Origin of the sequence: Pseudomonas sp. NPDC090592, from assembly GCF_044769185.1 — a bacterium.
In the GTDB taxonomy this organism is placed as follows: Bacteria; Pseudomonadota; Gammaproteobacteria; order Pseudomonadales; family Pseudomonadaceae; genus Aquipseudomonas.
Genome location: NZ_JBIVXJ010000035.1, coordinates 15,755 through 28,839, shown reverse-complemented (window position 1 = coordinate 28,839; position 13,085 = coordinate 15,755). Strand labels below are relative to the sequence as shown.

The 13,085-nt window shown below is 63.8% G+C and carries 10 protein-coding genes; 5 read left to right on the top strand and 5 right to left on the bottom strand.

The annotated features are described in order from the left end of the window. Window positions 1–397 precede the first annotated feature (397 nt). A complete protein-coding gene (locus ACIQUI_RS24410) occupies window positions 398–1,780 on the top strand; it encodes a multicopper oxidase family protein (protein WP_403203227.1) in 1,383 nt (460 codons plus the stop codon). Then, window positions 1,780–2,259: a tRNA adenosine(34) deaminase TadA gene (gene tadA, locus ACIQUI_RS24405; protein WP_403203226.1), complete on the top strand. Its 480-nt coding sequence runs from the start codon at window positions 1,780–1,782 to the stop codon at window positions 2,257–2,259. Before ACIQUI_RS24410 ends, tadA begins: the two co-directional genes overlap by 1 nt. A gap of 110 nt (window positions 2,260–2,369) precedes the next feature. Here the strand turns inward: tadA and mltF are convergent, their stop codons facing one another. Next, window positions 2,370–3,827 (bottom strand): membrane-bound lytic murein transglycosylase MltF, encoded by a 1,458-nt coding sequence (gene mltF, locus ACIQUI_RS24400; RefSeq protein WP_403203225.1) that lies wholly within the window; start codon window positions 3,825–3,827, stop codon window positions 2,370–2,372. A gap of 290 nt (window positions 3,828–4,117) precedes the next feature. On the opposite strand from mltF, the gene purL reads away from it, so the two are divergent. Both purL and ACIQUI_RS24390 read left to right on the top strand, forming a co-directional pair. Further along, window positions 4,118–8,017 (top strand): phosphoribosylformylglycinamidine synthase, encoded by a 3,900-nt coding sequence (purL, locus tag ACIQUI_RS24395; RefSeq protein WP_403203224.1) that lies wholly within the window; start codon window positions 4,118–4,120, stop codon window positions 8,015–8,017. Window positions 8,018–8,020: 3 nt separating this feature from the next. Beyond that, entirely contained in the window at window positions 8,021–8,332 is a 312-nt protein-coding gene (locus tag ACIQUI_RS24390) for an NGG1p interacting factor NIF3 (RefSeq protein ID WP_403203223.1), read from the top strand. 103 nt (window positions 8,333–8,435) lie between these two features. On the opposite strand, the gene tatC is transcribed toward ACIQUI_RS24390, so the two are convergent. The 3 genes from tatC to tatA are packed head-to-tail and all read right to left on the bottom strand — an operon-like array spanning window position 8,436 to window position 9,717. Then, a complete protein-coding gene (gene tatC, locus ACIQUI_RS24385) occupies window positions 8,436–9,197 on the bottom strand; it encodes a twin-arginine translocase subunit TatC (RefSeq protein ID WP_403203222.1) in 762 nt (253 codons plus the stop codon). Continuing rightward, complete coding sequence (gene tatB, locus ACIQUI_RS24380) at window positions 9,194–9,484, bottom strand: Sec-independent protein translocase protein TatB (protein ID WP_300025220.1); 291 nt, start codon at window positions 9,482–9,484, stop codon at window positions 9,194–9,196. The genes tatC and tatB overlap by 4 nt, the downstream gene beginning before the upstream one ends. Further along, window positions 9,484–9,717 (bottom strand): twin-arginine translocase TatA/TatE family subunit, encoded by a 234-nt coding sequence (tatA, locus tag ACIQUI_RS24375; RefSeq protein ID WP_403203221.1) that lies wholly within the window; start codon window positions 9,715–9,717, stop codon window positions 9,484–9,486. The genes tatB and tatA overlap by 1 nt, the downstream gene beginning before the upstream one ends. A gap of 145 nt (window positions 9,718–9,862) precedes the next feature. Here tatA and gspK point away from each other — a divergent pair, with 145 nt between their 5' ends. Next, window positions 9,863–10,828, top strand: coding sequence for a type II secretion system minor pseudopilin GspK (gene gspK / locus ACIQUI_RS24370; protein ID WP_403203220.1), 966 nt, complete (start codon window positions 9,863–9,865; stop codon window positions 10,826–10,828). Window positions 10,829–10,967: 139 nt separating this feature from the next. Here gspK and ACIQUI_RS24365 read toward each other — a convergent pair whose 3' ends face one another. Beyond that, window positions 10,968–13,043, bottom strand: coding sequence for a PhoX family protein (locus tag ACIQUI_RS24365; protein WP_403203219.1), 2,076 nt, complete (start codon window positions 13,041–13,043; stop codon window positions 10,968–10,970). Window positions 13,044–13,085: the final 42 nt, after the last annotated feature.

Sequence of the window (13,085 nt, the reverse complement as noted above, 5' to 3'; positions counted from 1 at the left end):
AGGGTAGTGAAGGGCGAGAGAATAGGGAGAAGCTCAGTTGCTCTCATGTACCCATTTCGCCAACCTAGCGCGCCTGCTAAGGCCCATGTCGTCGCACCATACGTAGAACTGGCCGTTCTCGGTGCGGATGCATGCCAGTACGCCAATATCTGCTTTAACCGTTAGCAGCACATTGGTTTCGAACGGAGCAACCAGGTGGTGCGGCGCTACGGGCCTGAACGGCGCGGGCAGTCGTGTTCTGTCGCTGGTAGCGTCGCCACCGATATGCAAACAGCGACTGTACGTCGTGTGACAACACTTCACTTAATATTTCCCATTTGCAGGTGTATCGTATTCGCCCTTCATCGTCAGCCATTGCTGGCAGCTTGATTGCGCAGAACACGAGGTACCCGCACCGATGTCCTTCACCCGTCGACAAATGCTCAAAGGCCTTACCGGCCTGGTTGTGGTTGGCCTGGGCGCCGGTGGCGCGGCGCGTTACTGGCTGGGCAAGGTCGAAGATGACAATGCCGGGCATGATTACGAGCTGATCGCAGCGCCATTGGACGTAGAGCTGGTGCCGGGCTTCAAGACCGAGGCTTGGGCCTTTGGCCCCTCGGCGCCGGGCACTGAGTTGCGCGTGCGCCAAGGCACCTGGCTGCGGGTTCGCTTCATCAACCACCTGCCGGTGGAAACCACCATCCATTGGCACGGTATCCGCCTGCCGCTGGAAATGGACGGCGTGCCGTATGTGTCGCAGTTGCCGGTCAAGCCAGGCGAGTACTTCGACTACAAGTTCCGCGTGCCGGACGCCGGCAGCTACTGGTACCACCCGCATGTCAGCAGCTCCGAGGAATTGGGGCGCGGCCTGGTCGGGCCGCTGATCGTCGAAGAGCGTGAGCCGACCGGCTTCGAGCATGAGCGCACCCTTAGCCTGAAGAACTGGCACGTGGACGAGCAGGGCGCCTGGCTGCCTTTCAGCATCCCGCGCGAGGCTGCGCGCAACGGGACTGCCGGGCGCCTGATCACCATCAACGGCCAGGCCGACTCGGTTACCGAACTGCCGGCCGGCCAGGTGGTGCGTGTGCGTTTGCTCAACCTGGACAACACCTGGACCTACCGCATCAACCTCAAGGGCAACTGCGAGGCGAAAATCTATGCCCTCGACGGCAACCCGGTGACCCCACGCCCATTGGAAGACGAGTACTGGCTAGGCCCCGGCATGCGTATTTGCCTGGCCATCCGCATTCCCCAGGCGGGTGAGGAAATCTCCCTGCGTGACGGCTTCGTGCGCCTGGGCACCTTGCGTTCGGTGGCCAGCAACGACGCGCCGAGTGACTGGCCGCCGGCGCTGCCGCCCAACCCGATCGCCGAGCCGGACCTGGAGAATGCCGAAAAGCTGAACTTCAATTTCGAGTGGGCGGCCAAAGTCTCTGTCACCACTGACCCGGACAAACCGTCGAGCATGTGGCAAATCAATGGTCAGGTCTGGGATATCACCGACAAAACCTGCGCCGACCGCCCCATCGCCACCTTGAAAAAGGGCAAAAGCTACATCTTCGAGCTGAAGAACATGACCCAGTACCAGCACCCGATCCACCTGCACGGCATGAGTTTCAAGGTGATCGGCTCCAACCGCCACGACATCAAGGAGCCGTGGTTCACCGACACCTACCTGCTGGGCAAGAACGAGCGCGCGCAGGTGGCGCTGGTGGCGGATAACCCGGGTACCTGGATGTTCCATTGCCACGTCATCGACCACATGGAAACCGGCCTGATGGCCGCGATTGCGGTGGTCTGATGCGCCCGCAGATCATTGATCGCAGCCGCGATCAGGAATTCATGCGCCTGGCCCTGGCCTTGGCCGCCGAAGGCGCGACCATGGGCGAGGTGCCTGTGGGGGCGGTGCTGGTGCAGCATGGGCAGGTGATTGGCCAGGGCTTCAACCGGCCGATCATCGACAGCGACCCGAGTGCGCATGCCGAGATGGTGGCGATCCGCGCGGCGGCCAGGGCGGCCAGCAACTACCGCCTGCCCGGCAGTACCCTGTACGTGACCCTGGAACCCTGCAGCATGTGTGCGGGGCTGATTGTGCATTCGCGGGTGATGCGCGTGGTATATGGCGCGCTGGAGCCCAAGGCGGGGATCGTGCAGAGTCAGGGGCAGTTCTTTGGCCAAGGCTTTTTGAACCACCGGGTGATGGTGGAGGGCGGGGTGCTGGCGGAGGAGTGCGGGCAGATTCTCAGTGACTTCTTCAAGGCGCGTCGGGCCAAGGGCTAACCTGTGCCGGCCTCTTCGCGGGCATGCCCGCTCCCACAGGAATATCACACCCCTCAGGCCTGTATTTAACCTGTGGGAGCGGGCGTGCCCGCGAAGAGGCCAGATCAGGTTTACATCGGCGGCGACTGGTCTGCCGGCTTGTCCTTGTTCACCCCAGGTACATGCAGGTTACCCTCGGCCACCTGGCCTTCAAGCTGCGGCTGGGTCACCCAGGTGAGGATGTCGTAGTAGCGACGGATGTTGGCCACGAAGTGCACCGGCTCACCGCCACGGGCATAGCCGTACTTGGTCTGCCGGTACCACTGCTTCTGCGACAGGCGCGGCAGCATCTTCTTCACATCCAGCCATTTGTTCGGGTTGAGCTTCTCGCGTTTGGCCAAAGCACGCGCGTCTTCCAGGTGGCCGCTGCCTACGTTGTAGGCGGCCAAGGCAAACCAGGTGCGATCCGGCTCCTGGATACTGTCGTCCAGTTCAGCCTTGATCTTCATGAAGTACTTGGCACCGCCCTGGATGCTCTGCCTGGGGTCCAGGCGGTTGGACACGCCCATGGCCTGGGCGGTGCGCTGGGTCAGCATCATCAGGCCACGCACGCCGGTCTTGGAGGTGACCTCCGGCTGCCACATCGACTCCTGGTAGCCGATGGCGGCCAGCAGGCGCCAGTCCACCTGCTCGACCTTGGCGTAGCTCTTGAAGTGCTTCTCGTACTTGGGCAGGCGCTGCTGCAGGTGTTGGGCGAAGGTGTAGGCCCCGACATAGCCCAATACGTCGACATGGCCGTAATAACGGTCTTTCAGGCGCTGAAGGGTGCCGTTCTTCTGCGCCTTGTCGAGAAATTCGTTGATCTCGTTGAGCAGGCTGTTGTCTTCGCCCGCTGCCACTGCCCAGCGCTGGTCGCGGGTGTCGCCCACGTCAAAGGCAACGCGTACGTTGGGGAAGTACACCTGGTTCATCGACAGCTCGTTGGAGTCGACCAGGGTCAGGTCGATCTGGCCTTCGTCGACCATGCGCAGCAGGTCGACCACCTCCACGGCATCCGACTCTTCATATTCCAGGCCAGGGTTCTGCTTTTTCAGCTCGGCCAGAAGGTCAGCATGGCTGCTGCCTTTGAGCACCATGATTTTTTTGCCGACCAGGCCCTTGGCGTTGGTCGGGCGTGGGCGGCCGTTGCGGTAGATGACCTGTGGGGTCACTTCCAGATACGGGTGCGAGAATTTTGCCTGCGCGGCGCGCCGCTCGCTGCTGACCAGGCCAGCGGCTGCAAGCACGGGGCCGGAAGGTTTGCCAAGGTCGTCGAACAATTCGTCGAGGTTGTCGGCGGTCTCGATCTCCAGCTTTACGCCGAGATCGTCGGCAAAATGCTTGACCAGCTCATATTCGAAGCCGGTTTCGCCGTTACGGTCCTGGAAGTAGGTGGCCGGGCTGTTGCGGGTGATGACGCGCAGCACGCCGTCCTCCTTCACGCGCTCCAGGGTGCTGGGTTTTTCAACGCAGGCACCGAGCAGCAGAAAGAGTCCGGTTGCGAAAAGCCATTTGGCGCAACGCTGGCGCAAAGCAGTGTGGGCGAACATAGGTTGCAGTATACGCAAAGGACCGGCCCAACCATATCTCGACAACTGTTAGCTTGTCTGGTAGCAGTTTCTGTGCTGCAAGCCATAAGCTGCAAGCTGCAAGAAAAAGCAGTCGGCGCCAGGCCTGCTTTTTCTTGTGGCTTGCAGCTTATGGCTTGCAGCTTTTTTTCTGACCCGAAAGTCCGGTTCCACCGCCCGGCAGCCGTGGCGTAGAGCGGGTGCCGAAAGCCATCGAATTAGGCTAGAATGCACGGCCTCTAAGCACACCCCTTCCTGAGGCTGTCCCGACGATGTTGATCCTGCGCGGCGCTCCTGCCCTTTCTGCCTTTCGCCACGGTAAATTACTCGAGCAACTGAGCCAGAAAGTCCCCGCTGTTACTGGTTTGTATGCCGAATTCGCCCACTTCGCCGATGTCGACGGCGAGCTGACCGCCGACCAGCAGCAGGTGCTGGGCCGTCTGCTCAAGTACGGCCCGAGCGTGCCGGTACAGGAGCCGACCGGCCGACTGTTCCTGGTCGTACCGCGCCTGGGCACCATTTCGCCCTGGGCCAGCAAGGCCAGCGACATCGCCCACAACTGCGGCCTGCAGTCGATCCAGCGCCTGGAGCGCGGCATCGCCTACTACGTGGCCGGCACCCTGAGCGACGCTGACGCTGCATTGGTCGCCGCCGAACTGCACGACCGCATGACCCAGCGTGTGCTGGCTCAGCTGGAGCAGGCGGCCGACATGTTCAGCCACGCCCAGCCCAAGCCGATGACCTCGGTGGACATCCTGGCCGGTGGCCGTGACGCGCTGGCCAAGGCCAACATCGACCTGGGCCTGGCCCTGGCCGAAGACGAGATCGACTACCTGGTCAATGCCTTCCAGGGCCTGAAGCGCAACCCGAACGACATCGAACTGATGATGTTCGCCCAGGCCAACTCCGAGCACTGCCGCCACAAGATCTTCAACGCAAGCTGGGACATCGACGGCCAGGCTCAGGACAAGAGCCTGTTCGGCATGATCAAGAACACCTACCAGATGCACAACGAAGGCGTCCTGTCTGCCTACAAGGACAACGCCTCGGTCATCGTCGGTAACGTGGCCGGCCGTTTCTTCCCGAACCCTGAAACCCGCCAGTACGGCGCGGTGCAGGAGCCGGTGCACATCCTGATGAAGGTGGAAACCCACAACCACCCGACTGCCATTGCCCCGTTCTCCGGCGCCTCCACCGGCTCCGGTGGCGAAATCCGCGACGAAGGTGCTACCGGCCGTGGCGCCAAGCCCAAGGCTGGCCTGACCGGCTTCACCGTGTCCAACCTGCGCATTCCGGGCTTCGAACAGCCATGGGAACAGGCCTACGGCAAGCCGGAGCGCATCGTCGACGCCCTCGACATCATGATCGAAGGCCCACTGGGCGGCGCTGCGTTCAACAACGAATTCGGTCGCCCGGCCCTGACCGGTTACTTCCGTACCTTCGAGCAGGCCATCAACACCCCGCACGGCGAAGAAGTGCGCGGCTACCACAAGCCGATCATGCTCGCCGGCGGTATGGGCAACATCCGTGAAGACCACGTGCAGAAGGGCGAGATCACCGTCGGCGCCAAGCTCATCGTGCTCGGCGGCCCGGCCATGCTGATCGGCCTGGGCGGCGGCGCCGCTTCGTCGGTGGCGACCGGTGCCAGTTCGGCAGACCTGGACTTCGCCTCGGTACAGCGCGAAAACCCGGAAATGGAGCGCCGTTGCCAGGAAGTCATCGACCGTTGCTGGCAGCTGGGCGACGCCAACCCTATCGCCTTCATCCACGACGTTGGCGCCGGTGGTATCTCCAACGCCTTCCCGGAGCTGGTCAACGACGGTGGCCGTGGTGGCCGCTTCGAACTGCGTAACGTGCCCAATGACGAGCCGGGCATGGCCCCGCACGAAATCTGGAGCAACGAGTCGCAAGAGCGTTACGTGCTGGCCGTCAGCGCGGTCGACTTCGAGCGTTTCCAGGCCATCTGCGAGCGTGAGCGTTGCCCGTTCGCCGTGGTCGGTGAAGCCACTGAAGAGCCGCACCTGATGGTAAGCGACAGCCACTTCGGCAACACCCCGGTGGACATGCCGCTGGACGTGCTGCTGGGCAAGCCGCCACGCATGCACCGTTCGGTTACCCGCGAAGCCGAGCTGGGCGATGACTTTGACCCAAGCAAGCTGGACCTGGACAACGCCGTGCAGCGCGTGCTCAGCCACCCGGCCGTGGCCAGCAAAAGCTTCCTGATCACCATCGGCGACCGCACCATCACCGGCCTGGTTGCCCGCGACCAGATGGTCGGCCCGTGGCAGGTACCGGTGGCCGACTGCGCCGTCACCGCCACCAGCTTCGACGTCTACACCGGTGAAGCCATGGCCATGGGCGAGCGTACCCCGCTGGCACTGCTGGATGCTCCTGCTTCCGGCCGCATGGCCATCGGCGAAACCCTGACCAACCTGGCCGCTTCGCGTATCGAGAAACTGTCCGACATCAAACTGTCGGCCAACTGGATGTCCGCTGCCGGCCACCCGGGCGAAGACGCCCGCCTGTACGACACCGTCAAGGCTGTCGGCATGGAGCTGTGCCCGGAGCTGGGCATTACCATTCCGGTCGGCAAAGACTCGATGTCGATGAAGACCAAGTGGAGCGATGAGGGCGTAGAGAAGAGCGTTACCTCGCCGATGTCGCTGATCATCACCGGCTTTGCTCCGGTCACCGACATCCGCAAGACCCTGACCCCGCAACTGCGCATGGACAAGGGCGAAACCGACCTGATCCTGATCGACCTGGGTCGCGGCAAGAACCGCATGGGCGCCTCGATCCTGGCGCAGACCCACGGCAAGATCGCTGCCCAGGCACCGGACGTCGACGATGCCGAAGACCTCAAGGCCTTCTTCGCCGTAATCCAGGGCCTGAACGCCGACGGCCACCTGCTGGCCTACCACGACCGCTCCGACGGCGGCCTGGTCACCACCGTGCTGGAAATGGCCTTTGCCGGCCACTGCGGCCTTGACCTGCACCTCGACCCGCTGACCGACAGCAAGGGCGACGTGCCGGCCATCCTCTTCAACGAAGAGCTGGGCGCGGTCATCCAGGTACGCCAGGATGCCACCCCGGACGTGCTGGCACAGTTCAGCGCTGCTGGCCTGGGCGAAGGCTGCGTCGCGGTGATCGGTAAACCGGTCAACAACGGCGAAGTGTCCATTAGCCTGAACGGCGAAGTGCTGTTCGACGACGATCGTCGCATGCTGCAGCGCCAGTGGGCTGAAACCAGCTACCAGATCCAGCGCCTGCGCGACAATGCCGACTGCGCCGACCAGGAATTCGACCTGCTGCTCGAGGAAGACAACCCGGGCCTGTCGGTGAAGCTGGGCTTTGACGTCAACGACGACATCGCCGCACCGTACATCAAGAAGGGCGTGCGCCCGCAAGTGGCCATCCTGCGCGAGCAGGGCGTCAACGGCCAGGTCGAGATGGCTGCTGCCTTCGACCGCGCCGGCTTCGCTGCTATCGACGTGCACATGAGCGACATCCTCGCGGGCCGTGTCGACTTCGAAGCCTTCAAGGGCCTGGTTGCCTGCGGTGGCTTCTCGTACGGTGACGTGCTGGGTGCCGGTGAAGGCTGGGCCAAGTCGGCGTTGTTCAACGCCCGTGCCCGTGACGCCTTCCAGGCCTTCTTCGAGCGTACCGACAGCTTCGCCCTTGGCGTGTGCAACGGTTGCCAGATGATGTCCAACCTGCACGAGCTGATCCCGGGCACCGAGTACTGGCCGCACTTCGTGCGTAACCGCTCGGAGCAGTTCGAAGCCCGTGTGGCCATGGTCGAGGTGCAGAAGTCCAACTCGATCTTCCTGCAGGGCATGGCCGGTTCGCGCATGCCGATCGCCATCGCCCACGGCGAAGGCCACGCAGAGTTCGCCAGCGAAGAAGCGTTGCTGGAAGCTGACGTGTCCGGTTGCGTGGCCCTGCGCTACGTCGACAACCACGGCAAGGTCACCGAAGCCTACCCGGCCAACCCGAACGGCTCGCCGCGTGGCATTACCGGCCTCACCAGCCGCGACGGCCGCGTGACCATCATGATGCCGCACCCGGAGCGTATGTTCCGCGCCGTGCAGAACTCCTGGCGCCCGGATGAGTGGCAGGAAGATGCCGCGCTGATGCGTATGTTCCGCAATGCGCGGGTATGGGTGAACTAAGGCGTGTACAAGCTTGCCTTCTTCGTCCCCGCCAGCCATGTCGAAGTGGTCAAGGCCGCTGTGTTCGCCGCAGGTGGCGGGCGCATCGGTGACTATGACCACTGCGCCTGGCAGACCCTGGGCCAGGGCCAGTTCCGCCCGTTGAACGGCAGCCAGCCGTTCCTCGGGCAAATGGGCCAGGTCGAGGTGGTGGAGGAGTGGAAGGTGGAGCTGGTGGTGGCGGACGAGTTGATCGCTCAGGTCGTCGCTGCGCTCAAGCAGAGCCACCCGTACGAGACGCCAGCCTACGAAGTCTGGCGGCTCGCCGACTTCTAGACCGCATCAAGGCTATTCGCGGGCACGCCCGCTCCCACAGGTATTTCACAGGTCCTGAACCTAGTGATATCCCTGTGGGAGCGGGCGTGCCCGCGAAGAGGCCCTACAACCCAGCGACAATCTCCTTGCCAGGCTCAGGCCGCTTCAACATTCCACAAGCCAGCAACCCCACCTCGAACAGCACCCACATCGGCACCGCCAGCATCGTCTGCGAAAACACATCCGGGGGCGTCAATATCATCCCCACCACAAAGCACCCCACGATCACGTAGGGCCTGCTGCGCCGCAACGTAGCGACATCCGCCAACCCCACCCAGACCACGATAAACGTCGCCACCGGGATTTCGAACGCCAGCCCGAACGCCAGGAACAGCGCCAGGATAAAGTCCAGGTACTGGCTGATATCGGTCATCATCGCTACGCCGTCCGGCGTCACGCTGGCAAAGAAGCCGAACATCATCGGGAACACCAGGAAGAACGCGAAAGCCATCCCGCCGTAAAACAGCACGATGCTCGACACCAGAAGCGGCAGGGCAATACGCCTCTCACGGCGGTACAGCCCCGGCGCCAGAAAACCCCAGGCCTGGTGCAGCAGCAGCGGCATGGCCACGAACAGCGCACACATCGCCGTCAGCTTGAACGGCGTCAGAAACGGCGAGGTGACGCTGGTGGCGATCATGCTCGCGCCTTCTGGCAAAAAACGCCGCAGCGGCTCGGAAATGAGCGTGTACAGCGTTTGGGCGAAGGGGAACAGGCCGGCGAATACCAGCGCCACCAGCGCCAGGCAACGCACCAGGCGCTTGCGCAGGTCACGCAGGTGTTCGGTCAGCGGCATGCTGGCCGCCGGGTCCATGGCAATACTCATGAGGCGTTTTCCTTGGGGGCGGCGACCGTGGCGGCATCATTGGCCGGCTCCGTGTTCAGGCTGATACCCTGGCGGATTTCCTGCTCCAGGCGCTGCAACGGCGCGCTGTCGAGGTTGGGCAGCTCGATCTCGCGTTCTACCTGCGTGCGCAAGGCATGCATGGCCCGGCGTGCCTGGCCAAGGCCGCGGCCCAAGGTGCGCGCTGCCACTGGCAGGCGCTCCGGGCCTAGCACCAGCAAAGCGACGACGCCAACCAGCAGCAACTCGCTGAAGCCTACCTCGAACATCAGGCCTGACGATCCGCTTGTGGTTGTTGCGTGGCCTGGCCGTTCAGCGGGGCCTGTTGCTGTACTTGCGGCTGGCCAGGGGCATCGACGTCGTTGTCACCGCCCATGGACTTGCGAAAACCCTGGATTGCCTCACCCACATCGCTGCCCAGGCCCTTGAGGCGCTTGGTGCCAAACAGCAGGAATACGATCAGCAGTACGATCACCAGTTGCCAGATTCCAATGCCACCCATTGCGACCACTCCTGTAAGGTCATGAAAAGGAAGGGCAATCCTGCCTCGTGCAGATGACGTGCACATGACGAACGGGCACTGCCATCTACCTGCAACACGCCACGTGTTGACTGGCGTCTTTATTGCGCGAGCGAGGCACGCACGGATGGGTGGCAGGCAACAACAGGGCGCGGCCCTGTTGATGGTGATGGTGGTACTGGCGATGCTGGCGGCGGGCATGGCCTGGCTGGTGGAAGATGGTCGGCGCCAGGTCGATGAAGTGCGCCTGCTGCACCAGCGGGTACAGGCGCGGGCCATGGAACAGGCCGGCCTGGCCTATGCCGCGCAGGCCCTGCGTGACCCGGCCTGGCGGCTGAGCCCGCTGTTCTGGCAGGCCCTGCGCGGGCAGCCGCTGAACTACGACTTTGGCGCCGGCCAGGCGCAGTTGCGGGTGCGCGACCAGCACACCTGCTTTAACGTCAATGCGCTGCTGGGCGCCGATGGCGAGCGTGCCGAGCGCCAGCTGCGCTACCTGCTGGGCGACGACATGGCGGCTGAGCGCCTGGTCGATGCGCTGGCCGACTGGCTTGACGCCGACAGCGATACCCGCCTGCAGGGCGCTGAAAGTGCCCAGTACTTGCGCCAGCAACCGGCACGTTTGGCCGCCAACCAGCCAATGCTGGACACTAGCGAGTTGAACTTGCTGCTGGAGCCGGACGCCGGTCGGCAGGGGCGCTACCCGATGCTGTGCGCCTTGCCGCAGGTGACGGGCTGGCGGCTGAACGCCAATGCGCTTGGGCTGGAGCATCTGCCGTTGCTGGAGGCGTTGTACGAGGGGCGTTACCCGCGGTCGCTGCTCAGCCGCATCATCAGTGGCAGGCCGGCGTCGGGGTACGTGGATGCGGGCGCACTGCGCCAGGCGTTGGGGGCGGTGGATGACGAAACGTTCGAACGGCTGAGTGAAGGTTTACTGCTTAACAGCGGGTACTTCTTGCTGCAGCTGTCGTTCGAGGAAGAGGGGCGGGTGATACGCAGCGAGTTCCAGGTGGAGGCGTTGGGTGTGGTGCAGTGGCATGCCCGGGTGCCTGCGCAGCAAGTGCGGGTGCGTAGCCGGGAGCCCCTAGCCTGGTAAGTTTCACTGGCCTCTTCGCGGGCAAGCCCGCTCCCACAGGTACTGCACAGGTTTTGAAATCTGCGCGGTCCCTGTGGGAGCGGGCTTGCCCGCGAAGAGGCCAGTAAAGCCAGCACAAGGCTGGCTGTACCGCACCGGATCAGACGGTCCCGATCTCCCCGCCATCATTACGCTGGATCACCACCGTCGAAGCCCGCGGCCTTACCGTTGCCCCAGCCGGCGTAGCGTCGGTGGCCTTGTCGGTATACGGCCAGTTCCCCGGGTGCTGAATGTTCACAAACAGCGTCTTGTTGTCCGGGGTAAAGCTGATTCCGGTCACTTCGCAGTCATTCGGCCCCACGAAGAAGCGGCGCAGGTTCACTTGGTTCTGCGCATTCACCGGCACCTGCTTGCCACTGGCATCCACCAGGTCGGCGGGAATCACAGCCAGCAGTTGATCGTTGGTGTACTCGGTGAGGGTGCTTTCGCCGTTGTCAGTCTCGAACCACAGCACGCCACGGCTATCGAAGCTCATGCCGTCCGGGCTGGCGAACTGGTTTAGCTCGGTCAGCCCGGAGCGGTTGATGTCGGCAGTGCCGGCAGCGTTGGCGCCGAACACGAAGATGTCCCAGGTGAAGCTCAACTGGTCGTCGCTGTCGTGCCAGCGAATGATGTGGCCGTGGCGGTTAGGGCCGCGCGGGTTGGCCGCATCGACTTTTTCCGGGGTGCGTGCGCTGTTGTTGGTCAGGGTCAGGTACACGTCGCCGTTCAGCGGGTTGACCGTGGTCCATTCCGGGCGATCCATCGGCGTGGCTCCCACGGCATCACCCGCCCCACGGGTGTTGAGGATGATGCCTGGCAGATCGCCGTAAAGCGCACCCAGGGTGCTGCCGTTGGTGGTGGCGGTGCCTACGTCCAGCAGCAGCCATACGCCGGTGCCGTCGGCATTGAAGCGGGCCACATACAGCTTGCCCTGGTCCAGGTACTTGGCGCCGGTGGCCAGGCGGTCGGCCGGGTTGGCATCGGCGGCGTCCCACACGGCGGTGGACACCCACTTGTACAGGTACTCGTTGTTCGAGTCGTCACCCATGTACCACACCAGCGGCTTGCCGGCGACAGGCAGGCCCGGGGCGCAGCCCTCGTGGCGGAAACGGCCCAGCGCGGTGCGCTTGGTGGCCAGGGTGCTGCTGTTGTACGGGTCGATCTCGACGATGTAGCCGTAGGTGCTGGCTTCGTTGCGGTAGTCGTCGGTGGCGCTGGCGCCCTTCACGGTGACGTCGAAACGGGCGAATTCATCAGCCACTTCGGTGCTGTCACCGGCAGCGGTTTCCCACTTGTACTGGCCGCTGGAGGTGCCCACGCCAATGCGGCGCTGGTCTTCGGGGCGGGTGCCCTTGTTGACGAAGATGCCCGGCCAGTTCTCTTCACAGGTGAGGTAGGTGCCCCACGGGGTGTAGCCGTTGCCGCAGTTGTTGTTGGTACCGCGGCAGTGGGTGCCAGCGCTGGAGTACTTGGTCTTCACGTGGTCGGTGCCGCGCAGCGGGCCGGTGATTTCCATGCGCGAGGCGGTGGTGAAGCGGCGGTTCAGCGGGTCGTTGTCGACCACCTGCCAGCGGCCGTTCACCTTCTGCAGGCGCACCACGCCAGCACCGTGGGCGTTGATTTCCTTGCGCACTTCTTCAGCCGGGCGTTTGCCGTTGACGTCCGTGGTCGGGCCGGCCGGGTGCAGTGCGGCGGTGTCGATGTACTCGAAGTTGATCGCCAGCAGGCCGTCTTCGGAGCTGCCGTTGATGGGGAAGAAGTGCATGCCGTCATGGTGCATGCCCATGGCGTTGGCCTGGTCGGTCGAGGTGTTGCTGCCGTCGGACTTCCATGGGTTGCCGTTGCTGTTGATCGGTGTGCCCCACGGCGCCAGCACGTAGGCGCTGTAGCCGGCGGCCACCACGCAGGCGTCGGTGCGCGAGCCCGGGATCGACTGGAAGCCCAGCGCCAGTTTCGGCACTTCCGGCTCGGTGACTGGTGGCTCGGTTACCGGTGGTTCGGTGACCGGATCATCGTGATCGGAGCCACCACCGTCGAAGCAGCCTGTCAGGCCGGTACCGGCGATCATGGCGATGGCGGCGCCCAGGCTGCCGCGCATCACGCTGCGGCGGCTCAGGTAGGCGTCCATGACAGTGGCCATCGGCAGGTTGCCGCTGTGGTTCCGGTCCAGGTTGTCGCCGGTATCTCGACTCATCAGGGTGTCCTTATATTGGCTGAGTTAGAGGAAACCGCGACT